General features: G+C 63.3%; 8 protein-coding genes and 1 pseudogene. 5 read left to right on the top strand and 4 right to left on the bottom strand.

Features of this window, described 5'->3' with window-relative positions; genetic code table 11:
- Nucleotides 1-43: 43 nt before the first annotated feature.
- Nucleotides 44-514, bottom strand: coding sequence for a hypothetical protein (locus M1E16_RS18815; RefSeq protein ID WP_458128115.1), 471 nt, complete (start codon nt 512-514; stop codon nt 44-46).
- A gap of 461 nt (nt 515-975) precedes the next feature.
- Between M1E16_RS18815 and M1E16_RS18810 the strand changes: the two genes are divergently transcribed.
- Together M1E16_RS18810 and M1E16_RS18805 are read left to right on the top strand one after the other, a co-directional pair.
- Nucleotides 976-1,899 (top strand): chemotaxis protein CheV, encoded by a 924-nt coding sequence (locus tag M1E16_RS18810; RefSeq protein WP_458128114.1) that lies wholly within the window; start codon nt 976-978, stop codon nt 1,897-1,899.
- 72 nt (nt 1,900-1,971) lie between these two features.
- On the top strand, nt 1,972-2,781 hold the full coding sequence (locus tag M1E16_RS18805; RefSeq protein ID WP_434629504.1) for an MOSC domain-containing protein: 810 nt from the start codon (nt 1,972-1,974) through the stop codon (nt 2,779-2,781).
- A 161-nt stretch (nt 2,782-2,942) separates the two neighbouring features.
- Here M1E16_RS18805 and ppnP read toward each other — a convergent pair whose 3' ends face one another.
- Together ppnP and M1E16_RS18795 are read right to left on the bottom strand one after the other, a co-directional pair.
- Complete coding sequence (ppnP, locus tag M1E16_RS18800) at nt 2,943-3,227, bottom strand: pyrimidine/purine nucleoside phosphorylase (RefSeq protein ID WP_003183665.1); 285 nt, start codon at nt 3,225-3,227, stop codon at nt 2,943-2,945.
- 87 nt (nt 3,228-3,314) lie between these two features.
- The gene (locus tag M1E16_RS18795) at nt 3,315-3,857 is read right to left on the bottom strand and encodes an exonuclease domain-containing protein (RefSeq protein ID WP_305499825.1); all 543 of its coding nucleotides are present in this window, start codon (nt 3,855-3,857) and stop codon (nt 3,315-3,317) included.
- Between the two features lie 322 nt (nt 3,858-4,179).
- Between M1E16_RS18795 and M1E16_RS18790 the strand changes: the two genes are divergently transcribed.
- Together M1E16_RS18790 and M1E16_RS18785 are read left to right on the top strand one after the other, a co-directional pair.
- On the top strand, nt 4,180-4,956 hold the full coding sequence (locus tag M1E16_RS18790; RefSeq protein WP_434698560.1) for a substrate-binding periplasmic protein: 777 nt from the start codon (nt 4,180-4,182) through the stop codon (nt 4,954-4,956).
- A gap of 68 nt (nt 4,957-5,024) precedes the next feature.
- On the top strand, nt 5,025-6,038 hold the full coding sequence (locus M1E16_RS18785; protein ID WP_434697251.1) for a GNAT family N-acetyltransferase: 1,014 nt from the start codon (nt 5,025-5,027) through the stop codon (nt 6,036-6,038).
- A gap of 158 nt (nt 6,039-6,196) precedes the next feature.
- On the opposite strand, the gene M1E16_RS18780 is transcribed toward M1E16_RS18785, so the two are convergent.
- Nucleotides 6,197-6,745, bottom strand: coding sequence for an RNA polymerase factor sigma-70 (locus M1E16_RS18780; protein WP_025212663.1), 549 nt, complete (start codon nt 6,743-6,745; stop codon nt 6,197-6,199).
- 281 nt (nt 6,746-7,026) lie between these two features.
- Between M1E16_RS18780 and M1E16_RS18775 the strand changes: the two are divergent.
- Nucleotides 7,027-20,012 (top strand): annotated as a pseudogene (locus M1E16_RS18775) (non-ribosomal peptide synthetase).
- The last annotated feature ends 176 nt before the right edge of the window (nt 20,013-20,188 follow it).

The raw sequence follows: 20,188 nt of genomic DNA, 5'->3' as shown, positions 1-20,188 counted from the left end.
GCACGACGGGCCAGGCACAGGATGTTGCTCGGCTGCTACCAGCTCATGCCTGTTTTTGTGCATAAGGGACCAACGCCATCGGACGCGGCGTCGGCAACGCCTCGCAGGGACTCTGGCCTACCTGGAAGGCAAATGCTTCGATCAGGGAGGCCTGTTCAGTGTTGTCCAGACCCAGTTTGCCGGTGGTGTGGTCGACGAGTTCCAGCTGCCAGGCCATCAGGGTAAAGCAATCCTTCAGCGCGACCAGCGCCTCGTCATGCAGCTCCATGTGATTTTGCGCATGGCTGAGCAAGCCATGGATATGCAGCGAAAACTCCGAAACCGCCTCCAGTGCAAGAGCGTCGGCCTTGTTTGCCAGCTTCAGCAACGTGCTGAGCATGCAGTCGATGGCATCCTTGTCGTTGTTGATCAGCTCCAGATGGCTCAGGCATTCCTCCGACTTGGCCAAGAGTGTCTCGGCTTCAATCAGGAACTCGGGAAGGCGCTGGCTCCAATTGTTGCGATCGTTCGGCATGCTTATCTCCACAACATCATGTCAGGCGAAAGTAGATCGCGTGTGGCGAACGGCTGGATCTCATGGCCGGTACGAACGAAGGCGCCTTGCGGATAGCAATCTCGGCCTCGCAAACGATTGCACTGAAATCGGTTGAAAGGCTGGAAATCCGTTGTTCTGCAGTCGCGCACAAAAGCCTGACTCCGTTCAGCAATGAGAATGGCGTCACATTAATGGCTATTGGATAGCGGGAATATCAGGTTAGACCTGATTGTGCCTAGGGGAATCCCTTAGGTAGGGGAACTTACCGCGTCAACCGAAGTCGCGCAGCAGAAAAAACCGGGTGTAAACGGAAGGCCAGTAAAGCATGATGTCGATGTGACATCAATGCTCTCGGCGGTATTTAATGTCGGGGTCAAGATCCGGCGCATACCGCCGATAGCGTCTTTACAGATTCATCCGAACAAGCCCAGGAGTCATCGATGGCCGGCATTCTCGACACAGTAGATCAACGAACCCAACTGGTGGGTGAGAATCGCCTGGAAATTCTCATGTTTCGCCTGGCGGGGCGCCAATTGTTCGCCATCAACGTATTCAAGGTCCAGGAAGTATTGCAGCTGCCGAAGCTGACCTTGATGCCCCAACGCCACCCGTTCGTCTGTGGCGTGGTCAACCTGCGCGGTCAGACGCTGCCGGTGATCGATCTTTCCCAGGCCATCGGCATGCGTCCGCTGGTGCCGGGGCCTAACAGCACCATCATCGTCACCGAGTACAACCGCTCGGTACAGGCGTTCCTGGTGGGTGGCGTGGACCGCATCGTCAACATGAACTGGGAAGCCATTCTGCCGCCTCCGACCAGTGCCGGTCGCGAGCATTACCTGACGGCTATCAGCAAGGTCGACGACCAATTGGTGGAAATCATCGACGTGGAGAAAGTCCTCGCCGAAATCGTCCCCTACAACGCCAAGGTCTCGCGGGACAAGCTCGAGGATCCGGTGCTGGAACAAGCCCGTGGTCGTGAAGTCCTGCTGGTGGACGACTCCAACGTCGCGCTCTCGCAGTTGCGTGACACCCTGGGCCAGTTGGGCGTGAAGATGCACATCGCCAGCGACGGCTTGAAGGCACTGAACATGCTCAAGGCCTGGGCCGACACCGGCGAAGTGATGACCGACAAGTTGCTGATGATTTTCACCGACGCGGAAATGCCCGAGATGGACGGCTACCGCCTGACCACGGAAATCCGCAACGATCCACGCCTGCGTGGGCTCTACGTGGTGCTGCATACCTCGCTGTCCGGCAGCTTCAACGATTCGATGGTCAAGAAGGTTGGCTGCGACAACTTCCTTTCCAAATTCCAGCCGGACAAGCTGGTCGACGTGGTGCGCCAGCGGTTGATGCTCGGCTGAGGCGGATCGAGGTTTGCTTCACCGGCCCGCTCGTATAAGGTTGCGCTTTTTCGTCATCAGGGAAAGTTGATCATGTTGCGGCTGAGCGCGTTGTATCGGTATCCGTTGAAGTCCGGCAAGGGACAGCCGCTGCAGGGCATCGGCCTGGACAAGCTCGGGCTCGACGGTGATCGACGCTGGATGCTGGTGGATGAGGCCAGCGGGCGCTTCCTGACCCAGCGGGCCGTGGCAAAGCTGAGCCAGCTTTCGGCGTTGTGGAACGCGGCGGGCGGACTGACACTCAGCGCGCCGGGCTACGGCGCCATCGAGGTGCCGCTGCCGCCTTCTCTCGAAGAACAACGGCGTGGCGTGATCATCTGGCGCGATACTCTGCGTGTGCCGGATGCCGGTGACGCGGCGGCTGCCTGGGTCAGTGAATTCATCGGCAATCGCACCCGGCTGGTCCATGTGCCGGTGGAATTGGCTCGCACCACGGCAGCCGGCTACGGCAAGGATGATGACAAGGTGGCCTTCGCCGACGGTTTTCCTTTGTTGTTGATCGGCCAGGCCTCGTTGGAGGATTTATCGGGCAGGGTCGGCCGCTCGCTGGAAATGCTGCGCTTTCGTCCCAACCTGGTGGTCGAGGGCAGCGAGGCGTTCGCCGAAGACGGCTGGAAGCGTATTCGTATCGGCGAGGTGGAGTTCCGGGTGGTCAAGCCGTGTTCACGCTGCATCATGACCACGGTCGATCCGCAAACCGGCGAACGCGATCCGCAGCGCGAGCCTTTCGCCACGTTGCAGCAGTACCGTTCTACCCCGGATGGTGCGATGTTCGGCCAGAATCTGGTCAACGATGGCAACGGCCGACTTGAGGTCGGCATGCCGGTCGAAGTGCTGGAATAGAAGATCCCTGAATAAAAAATGCCCGTGTCGCTGGACACGGGCATTTTTATTTATGCAGGCGCTTTTTGTGGCGAGGGAGCTTGCTCCCGCTGGCTGCGCAGCAGCCCCCGCATGCAAGGGACGCTGGCGCGTCCAGCGGGAGCAAGCTCCCTCGCCACGGCTCAGCCGCGATATTCGCAGAGGTAAGCAGTGTCGACGGCTACCTTGAGCTGGAACTTGCTGTTGGCCGGGACGTTGAACTGGCTACCGGCGGCGAAGGTTTCCCAATCGGTGCTGTCGGGCAGTTTCACGGTCAGGGCGCCGGAAACAACATGCATGATTTCCCGCTGCGCGGTGCCGAACTCATATTCGCCCGGTGCCATGACGCCGATGGTCGCTGGACCTTCGGCGGTACCGAAGGCGATCGACTTGACGGTGCCGTCGAAGTACTCGTTGACTTTGAACATGGGCGATTCCTCGAGAAAGGGCTGAAAAAGGCCGGCCAGTATGCACAAGGCCACAACAGTCGTCATCTGTCGCGCCTGGCAGGGCGCTCAGCCGGTCAGCACCAGCGGCAACAATCGCGCCGTATTGCGGGCGTCCTCCAATGCACGGTGTTGTTGGCCGCAGAACTGCAGGCCGGCCAGTTGCAACGCCGCATTGAGCCCCAGCGGTCGCTCCAGCCGACGGGCCTTGGCAAAGCGCTGCTTGAGATTCATGTGCGGTACCTGGCCGAGCGCGCTGTGCAAGTGCTGGCCTTGCCATTCCTGAAGCAATTGCTTGCGGTCGTAGTCGCCCCAACTGACCCAGCCTTCGAGGTTCGCTCGATAAGGCGCCAGCCAGTGTTCGAATGCCGGCCAGACCTCGGTCAGCGGTGCGGCGCCGTCAATATTGGCCTGGCTGATATGCGTCAGCGTGCGACAGAAAGAGGTCAGCAACGGGCGCCTCAGCGGCCGTACAAACCGTTGGAAATGATCCACCTCGCGCCCATCCCGATTCACCAGGGTGGCGCCGATTTCGATGATTTCCATTTCGGTAACCGGCCAGCCACCTTCGTCGGTGGTGGCTTCCAGATCAATCACCAGCCAGTAAGGCATTGCAAGGTTCCCGGTATCGGCGTGCAGATGGGTTTGAGCGTAGTCAAACCCGAAGCATCCGCCTAGTCCCTGATGACGCGCGAGCGACCAGACCGGCCTGATGGAGGTTGTCCTGCATGGAAGATGACTGTTCGCTGTCCGAGCGCTTGCTTGGTTGCCTTGGCCAGCTTAAATTGCCCCGCGCGACCGGATGAAAGAAGAACAATGATCGAGCCGCTGTTTTAAATTGACCGTGCGGCTGGCTAAGCGGCTGAAACCGCCTAGCGTGAAGAGTGATGGGGACTTTGGGGGAGTGGTTATCTTGACGTGTTCGCCGATGGGGATGACCTCACGTACCTTGCTGGCCGTCCTGGCCATGTTCTTGACCGTGTCAGCTGAAGCTGCACAAGTGGTCCGGATCGGCGCGGCGCATTTCCCGCCCTATACCGTTCGTCCCGAAAACGGCGCCGACACCGGTCTGTTACCGCAATTGGTGGAAGCCCTGAACCGGTCACAGGCCGATTATGAATTCGTGCTGGTACCCACTTCGATTCCGCGCCGGTTCAACGATTTCAAGCAGGGCCGGGTCGACATGGCGATTTTCGAGAACCCCGACTGGGGTTGGCAGGATGTGCCCCATACTCCGGTAGACATGGGCCTGGAGGATGCGGAGATATTCGTCGCCCAACGCCAGCCGGATCGCCAGCAGAGCTATTTCGCCGATCTCAGGGGCAAGCGCCTGGCCCTGTTCAGCGGTTATCACTATGCGTTTGCCGAATTCAACGCCGATCCGAAGTTCCTCATCGGCCAATACAACGCCACGTTGACCTATTCCCACGACAGCAACCTGCAGATGGTGTTGCGCACACGCGCGGACATTGCCCTGGTGACCCGTTCCTACCTCAGCGATTACGTGTTGCGCAATCCGCAAGTGGCCTCGCAGTTGCTGGTATCCGAACGCATCGACCAGATTTACCACCATTACGCACTGATTCGGCCCCAGGCGCCCATTTCTCCTCAAGCGTTCGCCCAGATATTGCAGAAGTTGCGGGACGACGGCCAGTTGCTGGAAATCTTCCAGCCCTACCGGATCGAGCTGGTGCCGACCCACGCTCATTGAAAGCGGACCTTAAATTTATCTGCCTGGCTCACGTCACACGTTGACCACCGACGAAAACGTGAGCTCCCATGTCCAACCTCAATCAGCCGACCCTATTGCCCTTGCCCGGCGGGCGCAGCCTGGGTGCCGATGAAACCGAACGCCACCTGAGCCTGATGCTCGAAGGCGCGCCGCTGATCCGCCTGCGCCTGGAGCGCGGTCCCCAGTTGCACGTGCATTTGCAGGAAAACAACGACCGGCCGGTCGGCCCGGCACTCTGGGCGGCCTGCTATTGGCTGTTTGCCAGGGATCCCGAATGTCAGCGCCTGGTCTGGCACCTCAATGAGCGTCCCGGTGAGGCCCTGCTCAGCGGTTTGCTGACGGGCGGGGAGCTCAGCGACGAATACATCTGCGAACGCACGCTGTTCTGGCAACTGCCGCAGCCCTGGCTGGGAGAGTCGTTCAGCGGCAGTTATCCGCAACAGATGATCGTCACCGACGGCAAGCGCCATCCACGTCGCCCGATCAAGCCGCGCGGCGAGGTGTATCGCCGTTTCGACGCGCGGCTAGGGGCCTGGGTGTCTTTGCGCACGCTTGAAATCGAGCAAGACCTGACGCGATTCAACCGCTGGCAGAACAGCCCCAGGGTGGCGAGCTTCTGGCAGGAGGAGGGCAGCCTGGAACAGCACCGCGAGTACTTGACCGGGCTTGAGCATGACCCTCGGGTCTTGACCTTGATCGGTTGTTTCGATGAGCACCCATTCGCCTACTTCGAAGCCTATTGGGCCAAGGAGGATCGAATCGCACCGTTTTATGACGCTCACGCCTATGACCGCGGCATCCACATGCTGGTGGGCGAAGAGCAGCATCGAGGTCCGCACAAGGTCGCAAGCTGGCTATCGGCGCTGGTGCATTACCTGTTTCTCGACGATCCGCGTACCCAGCGCGTGGTGGCCGAGCCTCGGGCCGACAATGCGCGGATGATCGGGCATCTGCATAACCAGTGTTTTCACTGTGAGAAGGAATTCGATTTCCCGCACAAGCGCGCGGCGCTGATGATTCTCGGGCGCGAGCGGTTTTTTGACCGGTGTTCGTTGATGTGAGGCTGTGTCACCGGTAGGCCCTCTTCGCGAGCAGGCTCGCTCCCACAGCAGGTCCTATTGCACATAACAGTACCTTTCTGCAGGAGGCCCTGTTCACACGACAGAATCTTTGTGGGAGCGAGCCTGCTCGCGATTGGCCTGAAGCCTTTGCGCGGATTTCACCGCCGGGCGAACGTATCCCCACGCACCCCTGACACCTTGCGGCAATGCACCAGGGCGTCGCGGATCATGAAGTTCACCAGTGTCGGCGAGACGCCCAGTTCCTTGGCGATGTCTTTCTGCGGTACGCCGTGCAGGCGGTACATCTCGAAGGCGTAACGGGTTCGGCTGGGCAGCTCGGTCAGCGCGTCGGCAATGTGTTCGAGGGTGGAAAAGTTGATATGCGACGTTTCTGGCGAAGCACCCTGGATCACCACGTTCAACCCTTCTTCTTCCGGCCCCGAATATTTCTGTTCCAACGCCTGTTTGCGGTAGTGGTCGATCGCCAGATTGCGCACGATCTGGAACAGGTAGCTGAGTTGAGCCTTGAAGGACGAGGTGATCTGGGGCGCCGATTGCAACCGGAAAAACGCATCTTGGACCACGTCTTCCGCGCGGGAGCGGCAACCGGTGATACGCGCTGCGATCTTGACCAGGATCATCCGGTTGTCGACGAAGGCCTGGAGTAGCGGTGAGTCGCACCTGCTTGTGGATACTTGTTCCGTCATGGAATTCACCTTACTGCAAATAGTTAGCGGGACGACCCGTGCATCGGATCCGTCCTACATGTCGAGCGCCAAATTAGGCTTAATGATAATCGTTGTCAATTGAGAAGAAGAATTATTGATGGGCGGAAGTCCAGCCTGGAAACTGCGACCCGTTGCCGCGGCGTGGCGCCGGCCGATGATCATCCGGATGCGCGGAGGCAAGGCCTGCGACTAATTATTTGCCGGTGTAATCCGTTCCCAAGGGTGACCACTTGCAAGCCGAATCCAGGCAGGAACCCCACATGACCGACGCGTTCGAACTCCCCACCACCCTGGCCCATGCCCTCCAGCGCCGCGCCGCGTTGACGCCGGACCGGGTGGCCTTGCGCTTTCTTGCCGACACCCCGCAGCAGGGCGTCGTGTTGAGTTATCGCGACCTGGACTTGCGCGCCCGGACCATCGCCGCCGCTTTGCAGGCCGAGGCGGAACTGGGTGATCGCGCCGTACTGCTATTCCCCAGCGGCCCGGATTACGTCGCGGCGTTTTTCGGTTGCCTGTACGCCGGCGTGATCGCCGTTCCGGCCTACCCACCCGAGTCCACCCGCCGCCACCATCAGGAGCGTCTGCTGTCGATCATCGCCGACGCCCAGCCGCGGCTGTTGCTCACCAGCAGTGAGGTGCGCGACACGCTGCAGGCCATCGAATCGGCACCGCCGGTACTCTGTGTCGATACCCTTGATCCGGCCCACGCCGGCCAATGGCGGGCGCCGAACCTGCAAGACGACGACATCGCCTTCCTGCAATACACCTCCGGCTCCACTGCGTTGCCCAAGGGGGTGCAGGTGAGCCACGGCAACCTGTTGGCCAACGAAGCGCTGATCCGGCATGGCTTCGGCATTGACGTGAATCCCGACGACGTCATTGTCAGCTGGCTGCCGCTGTATCACGACATGGGCCTGATCGGCGGTTTGCTGCAACCGATCTTCAGCGGAGTGCCGTGCGTACTGATGTCGCCGGCGTATTTCCTCGCCCGACCGTTGCGTTGGCTGGAAGCGATCAGCGAGTACGGCGGCACCATCAGCGGCGGCCCGGATTTCGCCTACCGGCTGTGCAGCGAGCGGGTCAGTGAGTCGGCCCTGGAGCGCCTCGACTTGAGCCATTGGCGCGTGGCCTATTCCGGCTCCGAACCGATTCGCCTCGACAGCCTGGAGCGCTTCGCCGAAAAGTTTGCCTCGTGCGGCTTCACGCCGGACAGTTTCATGGCTTCCTATGGCTTGGCCGAAGCCACCCTGTTCGTCGCCGGCACGCCGCGTGGCCGAGGGATCCCCGCGATGCGAATGGATGACGCGGCATTGGCGCAAAACCGCGCCGAGCCGGGGCAGGGCAACGCAGTGATGAGTTGCGGCGTGAGCCAGCCGGACCACGCGATACTGATCGTCGAGCCCGCCACGCTACAGCCGCTGGCCGACAATCAGGTCGGCGAAGTCTGGGCCGCCGGGCCGAGCATCGCCCACGGTTACTGGCGCAACCCCGAGGCCAGCGCCAGGACATTCGTCCAGCATGCCGGCCGCACCTGGCTGCGCACCGGCGACCTTGGCTTCGTGCGCGAAGGCGAGCTGTTCATCACGGGGCGCCTGAAGGATTTGCTCATCGTGCGCGGGCATAACCTTTATCCACAGGACATCGAGCAAGCCGTAGAACGCGAGGTCGAGGTGGTGCGCAAGGGACGGGTCGCTGCATTCGCGGTCGACAACGGCGGCGAAGAGGGGATCGGGATTGCCGCGGAAATCAGCCGCAGTGTGCAGAAAATCCTCCCGGCCGAGGCCTTGATCAAAGCGATTCGCCAGGCCGTGGCCGATGCTTGCCAGCAAGCCCCGAGCGTGGTGGTGCTGCTCAACCCGGGGGCCTTGCCGAAGACTTCGAGCGGCAAGCTGCAGCGCTCGGCCTGCCGGTCACGACTGGCTGACGGCAGCCTCGACAGCTATGCGCTGTTTCCCTCGGTCGAGGTGGAGCAAACCCATGAGGCAGGCGCTTCATCGAAGCTGCAAACGCTGATTGGCCAGATCTGGTGCGAGCAGTTACAGGTCGACCAGGTTCAGGGCGCCGATCATTTCTTCCTGCTGGGGGGCAATTCCATCGCCGCCACCCAAGTCATTGCGCGGCTGAGCGAAACCCTCGGCCTGGAGCTCAACCTGCGCCTGCTCTTCGAAGCCCCAACGCTCGGCGCTTTTGCCGCGGCGGTGGCGAACCTGCAGCAGGACGGCGGCCAGGCCCAGGGCGCCATCAGCCGGTTGCCACGCCACGAGCCGCTGCCGCAATCGTTGGCGCAAAACCGCTTGTGGCTGACCTGGCAGTTGGATCCGGCAAGCCGTGCCTACAATATTCCCGGCGCCATCCGCCTGCGCGGCGAGCTGGACGAAAACGCCTTGCGCGCCAGCTTCCAGCAATTGATCGAGCGCCATGAGTCCCTGCGCACGCGGTTCCTGGAACGCGATGGGGTGGCCTTGCAGCAAATCGATCCGGCCGGCGAGTTCAATCTTCAGGTGATCGATCTTTGCGACATGCTTGCTGACCAGCGCGAAGCGCGGGCGCGGCAGATCCGCGAAGACGAAGCCGCCACCCAGTTCGATCTGGAAAAGGGTCCGCTGCTGTGGGTCACCTTGTTGCGCCTGGATCAGGACGACCATCAACTGTTGGTGACGATGCACCACATCATCGCCGATGGCTGGTCGATGAACGTCCTGATCGAGGAGTTCTCACGGCTCTACGCCGCGGCGTCCCAGGGGCAGGTCGCCGAGTTGGCGCCGTTGCCGTTGCACTACGCCGACTACGGCAGTTGGCAGCGCCAATGGCTCGGGCAAGGTGAAGCCGAGCGCCAGCTGGCCTATTGGAAACAGCAACTGGGCGATGAGCATCCGACCCTGGCGCTGAGCACCGATCATCCGCGCAGCGCCCTGCATCAGCGCAGCGCCGCGCGCCACAGCCTGCGCCTGGACAAGGACCTCGGCGATGCCCTGCGCCGGACGGCCCTGGCTCATGACGCCACGCCGTTCATGTTCTTGCTGGCGGCATTCCAGGCGTTGCTGCAGCGCTACACCGGCCAGTCCGACATCCGCATCGGCGTGCCCAACGCCAATCGTCCGCGCCGCGAAACCCAGGGCCTGATCGGCTTCTTCATCAACACCCAGGTGCTGCGCGCGCAAACCGATTCGCGCCAGCCATTCGCCGCGCTGCTGGCCCAGGCCCGGGAAGCCACGCTGGGCGCCCAGGCGCATCAGGACCTGCCTTTCGAACAACTGCTGGAAGCGTACCCACAGGCGCGGGACCAAGGTCTGTTCCAGGTCATGTTCAACCATCAGCAGCGCGACCTCGGCGCGTTGCGTCGTCTGCCGGGGCTGTTGGCCGATGAGTTGCCGTGGCACAGCCGCGAAGCCAAGTTCGACTTGCAGTTGCATAGCGAAGAGGACCGCAACGGACGGCTGACGCTGTCGTTCGATTACGCTGACGAGCTGTTCGAGGCGACGACTATCGCCCGCTTGGCCGAACACTTTTGCAGCCTGCTTCGGTCGGTTTGCAGCAATCCGCAACAGGCGATCGGCGACGTGCAGCTGTTGAGCGACGCTGAATCCGCGCAACAGCTGCCATGGGGCTCGGCGCCTTGCGAGCCGGCCAGCCAGTGGCTGCCGGAACTGCTCAACGAACAGGCCCGCCGCACCCCGCAACGTACCGCGTTGCAGTGGGACGGTGGTGCGCTGGACTATGCCGAGCTGCACACCCAGGCCAATCGCCTGGCCCATTACCTGCGGGACAAAGGCGTCGGCCCGGACGTCTGCGTGGCGATTGCCGCCGAGCGTTCGCCGCAGTTGCTGATCGGCGTGTTGGCGATCATCAAGGCGGGGGGCGCCTATGTGCCGCTGGATGTCGATTATCCGGCCGAGCGCCTGGCCTACATGTTGGGTGACAGCGGCGTCGATCTGCTGCTGACCCAAACCGCCTTGCTGGACCGCTTGCCGGCCTGCGCAGGCGTCAGCGTCATCGCCATGGACGCCCTGCATCTGGAGCAATGGCCGAGCAATCCGCCGGGGCTGCATTTGCATGGCGAGCATCTGGCGTACGTGATCTACACCTCCGGTTCGACCGGTCAGCCGAAGGGCGTCGGCAACACCCATGCCGCCCTGGCCGAGCGCCTGCAATGGATGCAGGCCGCCTATGGGCTGGATGAAACCGACGTGCTCATGCAAAAGGCGCCGATCAGTTTCGACGTGTCGGTGTGGGAGTGCTTCTGGCCGCTGGTCAACGGCTGCCAACTGGTACTGGCCGGCCCCGGCGAGCACCGCGACCCGCACCGTATCGCGCAGTTGGTCGAGCGGTTTGGCGTGACCACGCTGCATTTTGTACCGCCGCTGCTCAGCCTGTTCCTCGAGGAGCCGTTGAGCGCCCGCTGCACAAGCCTGCGGCGGATCTTTTCCGGCGGCGAAGCGTTGCCGGCCGAGTTGCGCAACCGGGTGCTGGCGCAACTGCCGGCGGCGCAGTTGCACAACCGCTACGGCCCGACCGAAACCGCTATCAACGTCACGCACTGGCACTGCAGCGAAGCCGATGGCGAGCGCTCGCCGATCGGTCGTCCGCTGGCCAATGTGCTCTGCCGCATCCTCGACAGTGACCTCAATCCGGTGCCGGTCGGTGTGCCGGGTGAATTGTGCATCGGTGGCCTCGGCCTGGCCCGGGGTTACGTGGGACGACCGGGGCTGACGGCCGAGCGGTTTGTCGCCGACCCGCTGGGTTCGGCCGGCGCGCGCCTGTATCGCACCGGCGACCGGGCGCGCTGGGGCGCTGACGGCGTCATCGAATACCTCGGTCGCCTCGACCAGCAGGTCAAGCTGCGTGGTTTCCGGGTCGAGCCGCAGGAAATCGAAGCGCGACTGCTCGCCCAGCAGGGCGTCGCCCAAGCGGCGGTGCTGGTACGTGACACCGCGGCCGGTGCGCAATTGATCGGCTACTACACCGCGGTCGATGTCGATGAAGATGAAACCGTCCAGTCTGCTCGCTTGAAAAACGCCCTCGTCGGCGAATTGCCCGACTACATGGTGCCTGCGCAATTGTTGCGCCTGGACGTCATGCCCCTGAGTCCGAGCGGCAAGCTCGACCGTCGCGCCTTGCCCGAGCCGCAGTGGCAAGTGCGCGAGCACGTCGAGCCGGTCAGCGCCCTCGAACAGCGGGTCGCCGGCATCTGGCGCGACGTGCTGGGTCTGGAGCGCGTTGGCTTGCGCGACGACTTTTTCGCCTTGGGCGGCCATTCGTTGCTGGCTACCCAGATCATTTCCCGCACCCGCCAGGCCTGCGATGTCGAGTTACCGCTGCGCGCGTTGTTCGAGGCCAGTGAGCTGGGCGCCTTCGCTGAGCAGGTGCGGTTGATTCAGCTAAGCGGCCAGACCAACCGCCAGCCGCCGATCGAGAAAGTCGACCGCAGCCAACCGGTGCCGCTGTCCTATTCCCAACAGCGTATGTGGTTCCTCTGGCAAATGGAGCCGGACAGCCCGGCCTACAACGTCGGCGGCATGGCGCGGTTGCGCGGGGTGCTGGATGTCGGACGCTTTGAAGCGGCGTTGCAGGCCTTGATCCTGCGCCATGAAACCCTGCGCACAACGTTCCCGAGCATTGATGGCGTGCCTCGCCAACAGGTGCACGGCGAGACGGGCCTGCGTATGGGCTGGAAGGATTTCTCGATGCTGGACGCCGACATGCGCCAGCAACGGGTCCGGCAACTGGCCGACAGCGAGGCCCACGAACCCTTCGACCTGGAAACCGGGCCGCTGCTGCGGGCCTGCCTGGTCAAGACCGCCGAGCATGAGCATTACTTTGTGCTGACCTTGCACCACATCGTCACCGAAGGGTGGGCGATGGATATTTTCGCCCGTGAGCTGAGCGCGCTGTATGAAGCCTTCGTCGATGATCGCGAGTCGCCGCTGGAGCCGTTGCCGGTGCAATACCTCGACTACAGCGTCTGGCAGCGCCAATGGCTGGAATCCGGCGAGCGCCAGCGTCAGCTGGACTACTGGACCGCCCAACTGGGCCGCGAACATCCCTTGCTGGAGCTGCCCGCCGATCGCCCGCGTCCGCCGGTGCAAAGTCATCGTGGCGAACTGTTCCGTTTCGATCTCAGCGATGAGTTGGCCGCGCGGGTCCGTGCCTTCAATGCCGAACGTGGCCTGACCCTGTTCATGACCATGACCGCCGCCCTGGCCGTGCTGCTCTATCGCTACAGCGGCCAGGCCGACCTGCGCATCGGCGCGCCGGTGGCCAACCGCATCCGCCCGGAAAGCGAAGGGCTGATCGGCGCGTTCCTCAATACCCAGGTGCTGCGTTGCCAGCTCGACGGGCAAATGTCGGTGGGCGAACTGTTCGAGCAGGTGCGCCACACCGTGATCGAAGGCCAGTCCCACCAGGACTTGCCCTTCGATCATCTGGTCGAAGCCCTGCAACCGCCGCGCAGTGCCGCGTACAACCCGCTGTTCCAGGTGATGTGCAACGTCCAGCGCTGGGAATTCCAACAGAGCCGCACGTTGGCCGGCATGAGCGTCGACTACTTGGTCAACGACGCCCGCGCCACCAAGTTCGACCTCAACCTGGAAGTCACCGACCTCGACCAGCGCTTGGGTTGCTGCCTGACCTACAGCACCGATCTGTTCGATGAGCCGCGCATCGCCCGCATGGCCGGTCATTGGCGCAACCTGTTGGAGGCGTTGCTGGTCGATCCGGCTCGGCGGCTGAGCGAATTGCCGTTGCTTGGCGTCGGCGAGCAGCAGCAAATGCTCGACAGCCTGGGCGTCGAGCCCGGTGAGCATCGCCTCGATCAATGCCTCCACGTGCTGTTCGAAGAACAGGCCCGGGCGCGTCCCGACGCAGCCGCGCTGACGTTCGCCGGGCAGACTTTGAGCTATGCCGAACTCGAACGCCGCGCCAATCGCCTGGCCTGGATGCTGCGCGAGCGGGGCGTCGGGCCGCAGGTGCGGGTGGGCCTGGCGCTGGAGCGCTCGCTGGAAATGGTGATCGGCCTGCTGGCGATCCTTAAGGCCGGTGGCGCCTACGTGCCGCTGGATCCGGAATACCCGCTGGACCGCTTGCACTACATGATCGAAGACAGTGGCGTCGGTCTGCTGCTCAGCGACCGGACCATGTTCCAGGCCCTCGGCCCATTGCCGCCGGGCGTGCAGCTCTGGTGCCTGGAGGACGACAGCGAGGCGTTGGCGCAGTACCCGGACCAGTCGCCATCGCTGATCAATCTGCCGCAGCACCAGGCGTACCTGATCTACACCTCCGGCTCCACCGGCAAGCCCAAGGGCGTGGTCGTGTCCCACGGTGAAATCGCCATGCATTGCCAGGCGGTGATCCGCCGTTTCGGCATGCGCCCGGACGACTGCGAGCTGCATTTCTATTCGATCAATTTCGACGCGGCCACCGAGCGCCTGCTGGTGCCGTTGCTCAGCGGCGCTCACGTGGTGCTGCGCGCCCAGGGCCAGTGGGATGCTCAGGAAATTTGCGGGCTGATCCGTGAGCACCGCATCAATATTCTTGGCTTTACCCCGAGTTATGGCAGCCAGTTGGCGCAATGGCTGGCGACCCAGGGGCAAACGTTGCCGGTGCGCATGTGCATCACCGGTGGCGAAGCGTTGACCGGCGAACACCTGCAGCGCATCCGCGCCGCGTTCAGCCCGAGCCTGTTTTTCAACGCCTATGGTCCGACCGAGACGGTGGTGATGCCACTGGCGAGCCTGGCGCCGGAACAACTGGAGGAGGGCGCGGGCAGTGTACCGATCGGCAGCGTGATCGGCGCCCGACGGGCCTACATTCTCGACGCGGACCTGGCGTTGGTGCCGCCAGGCGCGACGGGTGAGCTGTACGTTGGTGGCGCCGGCCTGGCCCAGGGGTATCACCAGCGTCCGGGCATGACCGCCGAGCGCTTCGTCGCCGATCCGTTTGCCGCCGATGGCGGTCGGCTGTACCGCACCGGCGACCTGGTGTGCCAGCGTGCCGACGGCCAAGTGGAGTACCTGGGACGAATCGATCATCAAGTGAAGATTCGCGGTTTCCGCATCGAACTGGGGGAAATCGAAAACCGCCTGCTGGAGCACGCTGCCGTGCGCGAAGCGGTGGTCCTGGCCCTCGACATGCCGGGCGGCAAGCAGTTGGCGGCTTATCTGGCCAGCGACATCGCCGAACAGGACGCCACGGCGCAAGCGGCCCTGCGCGAAGCGCTGAAGCAGCACCTCAAGGAGCAATTGCCGGACTACATGGTGCCGACTCACCTGATCCTGCTGGCGAGCATGCCGCTGACCGCCAACGGCAAACTCGATCGCCGCGCCTTGCCGATGCCGGATCCGGAGCTCAATCGCCAGCACTACGTGGCGCCGAGCAATGCCCTGGAACAAGCGCTCGCAGCGATCTGGTGCGAGGTGCTGAACGTCGGGCAGGTTGGCCTTAACGACAACTTCTTCGAGCTGGGCGGCGATTCGATCCTGTCGATCCAGGTCGTCAGCCGTGCCCGGCAGCAGGGCATCCACTTCACGCCGCGGGATCTGTTCCAGCATCAGACGGTGCAGGCCCTGGCCGCCATCGCCACCCGCAGCGAGCAGGTGAGTGTCGAGCAAGGGCTGCTGAGCGGTGAGTCGGGACTTACGCCGATCCAGCACTGGTTCTTCGCCAGCGAGATACCCAACCGTCATCACTGGAACCAGGCGTTGCTGCTGGAGCCGACCACGCTGCTCGAACCACAGCTTCTGGAGCAGGCGCTGCACGCTGTGTTCCAGCAGCATGATGCCTTGCGCCTTGGCTTCGCCAATACCACCGGGCATTGGCGCGCCGAGCACCAGCCCTTGTTCGATGGGGCGTTGCTGCAGCATCTTTCGGTGGAGTCCACACAAGCCTGCGAAGCGCTGTTTGCCCAAGCGCAGCTTGGCTTCCAGCTGTCGAGCGGGCCGTTGCTGCGCGCCGTGCTGGCGGACTTGCCGGACGGTCGGCAGCGCCTGCTGATCGCCATTCATCACCTGGTGGTGGACGGGGTTTCATGGCGGGTATTGATGGACGATCTGCAGACGGCTTACCGCCAATCTGCCGGCGGGCAAACGCTGCGGTTACCGGCCAAGACCAGCCCGTTGCGTGACTGGGCTGCGCGGTTGCAGGCCTACGCCGGCAGCGAATCCCTGCGCGAGGAATTGAACTGGTGGCGCGACCAACTGAGCGGGCCGGACGTTACGCTGCCTTGCGCGAACCCTGGCGGCGGGCGGCAGGAGCGACACGCCACAAGCGTCAGCGTGCGCCTGGACGCCGAGCGTACCCGGCAACTGTTGCAGCAGGCACCGAGCGCCTATCGCACCCAGGTCAACGACCTGCTGCTCACGGCGCTCGCCCGCGTGCTGTGCCGCCAAGGCAATCAGCAATCGGCGCTGATCCAGCTCGAAGGCCATGGCCGCGAGGCGCTGTTTGATGACGTCGATCTGACGCGCACCGTGGGCTGGTTCACCAGTGTCTATCCGCTGCGCCTGAGCCCGGCGGCCGATGATGTCGGCGCGTCGATCAAAGCCATCAAGGAGCAACTGCGCGCGGTGCCCCACAAGGGCCTCGGCTACGGCGTGCTGCGTTATCTGGCGGACACCGGCACACGCCAGGCGATGGCCGGTTTGCCGCAAGCGGCGATCACTTTTAATTACCTCGGTCAGCTTGACCATACGCTCGGCCAGGACGCGTTGTTCCAACCGCTGGATGCGCCTCTTGGCGCCATTCATGACCCTGACGCGCCACTGCCGAACGAGCTGAGCGTCGACGGTCAGGTCAGCGGCGGCGAACTGCTGTTGCGCTGGACCTTCAGCGCCGAGCGGCATGACCGTGAAAGCATCGTCGCGCTGGCCGAGGCCTATCTCGACGAGTTGCAGCGGCTGATCGAACATTGCCTGGCGGACGAGGCGGGCGGCCTGACGCCGTCGGATTTCCCGCTGGCAAAACTGACCCAGGCGCAGTTGGACAACCTGCCGGTGCCGGCCGGGCAGATTGAGGATGTCTACCCGCTGACGCCGATGCAGGAAGGCATGTTGCTGCACACCCTGCTCGAACCGGGCACGGGCCTGTACTACATGCAGGACCGCTACCGCATCAACAGCGAACTGGACCCGCAGCGTTTCGCCCAGGCCTGGCAGGCGGTGATTGCCCGCCACGAAGCCTTGCGCGCTTCGTTCTGCTGGAACGTCGGCGAAGACATGCTGCAGATCATCCACAAGCCCGGGCGCACGCCGGTGGAATACCTCGACTGGCTGCATGTGCCTGAGAACGATCAGGAGCCCAAGCTCCAGGCGCTGCTCAAGCGCGAGCGCGAGGCCGGTTTCGATCTGCTCAACGAGGCACCGTTTCACCTGCGATTGATCCGGGTCGGCGCGGCGCGCTACTGGTTCATGATGAGCAACCACCACATCCTGATCGATGCATGGTGCCGTTCACTGCTGATGGATGATTTCTTCGAGATCTACACCGCCCTCGGTGAACATCGCGAGCCCCGGCTGGCCGTGCCGCCGCGCTATCGCGACTACATCGGCTGGTTGCAACGCCAGGGCCTGGCTGAAGCCCGGCAATGGTGGAAGCAGAACCTGGAAGGCTTCGAGCGGACCACGCCGATCCCCGCCGATCGCCCGTTCCTGCGCGAACACGCCGGTGACAGTGGCGGCATGGTCGTCGGTGACTGCTACACCCGGCTCGACGCTCGGGACGGCGCGCGACTGCGAGAACTGGCCCAGGCCCATCAATTGACCGTGAATACGTTCGCCCAGGCCGCGTGGGCCCTGGTGCTGCGCCGGGTCAGCGGCGATCGGGACGTACTCTTCGGCGTCACCGTGGCCGGGCGCCCGGTGGAATTGCCGCAGATGCAACGCACCGTGGGCTTGTTCATCAACAGCGTGGCCCTGCGGGTGCAGATCCCGGGCGATGAACAGCGTTGCAGCGTGCGTCAGTGGCTCAACGGCTTGCTGGACAGCAACATGCAATTGCGCGAATACGAATACCTGCCGCTGGTGAGCATCCAGGAAGTCAGCGAACTGCCCAAGGGCCAGCCGCTGTTCGACAGCCTCTTCGTGTTCGAGAACGCACCGGTGGAAGTCTCGGTGCTGGATCGTGCCCAGAGTCTCAATGCCACCTCGGACTCGGGCCGCACCCACACCAACTTCCCGCTGACGGCGGTCTGTTATCCGGGCGATGACTTGGGGCTGCACCTGTCTTACGACCAGCGCTATTTCGATGAGTCCACCGTCCAGGGCCTGCTGGGCGAGTTCAAGCGATTGCTGCTGGCCTTGATGGAAGGTTTTCACGGTGATGTGGCCGAGCTGCCGCTGATTGGCAGCGCGGAACAGGACTTCCTGATCGAAGGCTGCAACCAGAGCGAGCGCGCCTATCCGCTGGAACGCAGTTACGTCGAGCTGTTCGAGGCTCAGGTGGCGGCCCATCCGCAACGCATCGCCGCCAGTTGCCTGGAGGACCGCTGCACTTACACCGAGCTGAACGAGCGCAGCAATCGCCTCGGCCACACGTTGGTCGCCGCTGGCGTCGGGCTCGATCAACCGGTGGCGCTGCTGGCCGAACGCGATCTCGACCTGTTGGGCATGATCATCGGCAGCTTCAAGGCCGGCGGCGGTTACCTGCCGCTTGATCCGGGCCTGCCGAGCCAGCGCCTGAGCCGCATCATCGAACTGAGCCGCACGCCGTTGCTGGTCTGCACCCAGGCCTGTCATGAACAGGCGCTGGCCTTGCTGGAAGAGTTCGCCTGCGCCGGCCGGCCAAAGCTGCTGGTCTGGGAGACCGTTCAGGCCAGCGATGTGTCGCGGGACAATCCGCGCCTCTACAGCGGGCCGGACAACCTGGCCTACGTGATCTACACCTCCGGTTCCACCGGCTTGCCCAAAGGCGTCATGGTGCAACAGCGGGGCATGCTCAATAACCAGCTCAGCAAAGTGCCTTACCTGGCGCTGGACGAGACGGACGTGATTGCCCAGACGGCGTCGCAGAGCTTCGACATTTCCGTGTGGCAGTTCCTTGCCGCGCCGCTGTTCGGTGCTCGGGTGGACATCGTGCCCAATGCCATCGCCCACGATCCGCAAGGGCTGCTGGAGCACGTAAAACGCCAGGGCATCAGCGTGCTGGAGAGCGTGCCATCGTTGATCCAGGGCATGCTCGCCGAGGAACGCATCGGCTTGGAAGGCCTGCGCTGGATGCTTCCGACCGGCGAGGCAATGCCGCCGGAACTGGCCCATCAATGGTTGTTGCGTTATCCGGACATCGGCCTGGTGAATGCCTACGGTCCGGCCGAATGTTCCGATGACGTGGCGTTCTTCCGGGTCGACCTGGCTTCGACGCGCGGCAGCTACCTGCCCATCGGCACGCCGACCGACAATAACCGCCTGTACCTGCTCGACGGTGCGCTGGAGCTGGTGCCGCTGGGTGCGGTGGGCGAGTTGTGCGTCGCCGGCATCGGGGTCGGGCGCGGTTATGTCGGCGATCCGCTGCGCACTGCGCCGGTGTTCGTGCCCGATCCGTTCGGGGCGCCGGGCGACCGGCTGTACCGCACCGGTGACCTGGCGCGCCGCCGCAGCGATGGGGTGTTGGAATATGTCGGGCGCATCGACCACCAGGTGAAGATTCGCGGCTATCGCATCGAACTGGGGAAATCGAAGCGCGGCTGTATGAACAGCCCGAAGTCCGCGATGCGGCAGTGGGCGTGCAGGAAGGCGCCAATGGCAGACATCTGGTGGGTTATCTGGTCGCCGCCGACGCGACGCTGAGCCCGACCGAGCGCCTGGATCGCATCAAGCAGCGCCTGCGCAGCGAATTGCCGGAATACATGGTGCCGCTGCACTGGCTGTGGCTCGACCGCCTGCCCCTGAACGCCAACGGCAAGCTCGATCGCAAGGCCTTGCCGGCCCTGGAGATCGGCCAGTTGCAAAGCCAGGACTACCAGGCCCCGGCCAACGAGCTGGAACAGAACCTGGCGGACATCTGGGCCGAGGTGCTGAAGGTCGAGCGGGTGGGCGTACGCGACAATTTCTTCGAGCTGGGCGGACACTCATTGCTGGCCACACAGATCGCCTCGCGCGTGCAAAAAGCCTTGCAGCGCAACGTGCCGCTCCGGGCCATGTTCGAGTGCAGCACGGTGCAGGAACTGGCCGAATACATCGCAGGGCTGGGGGCCAGTGAAATCACCGAGGAGAAAGTCGATCGACTGAATGATTTGATGGCGGAATTGGAAGGAATGTAGTTTTGCGGCGTCTATAAGGACCCTTTCGCGAGCAGGCTCGCTCCCACAGTGGATTGGTGGACATGATCCATGTGGGAGCGAGCCTGCTCGCGAAGGCGCCTGCATAAACAACGCAAAACCCAAAGTTGACGACCCGCTCATCGCGGCCCAGTCTCCCGAAGGTTTTTCCGGACTCA

It is taken from the genome of Pseudomonas sp. Z2-11 (assembly GCF_054161305.1).
This window is presented reverse-complemented; position numbering and strand designations above follow the sequence as displayed.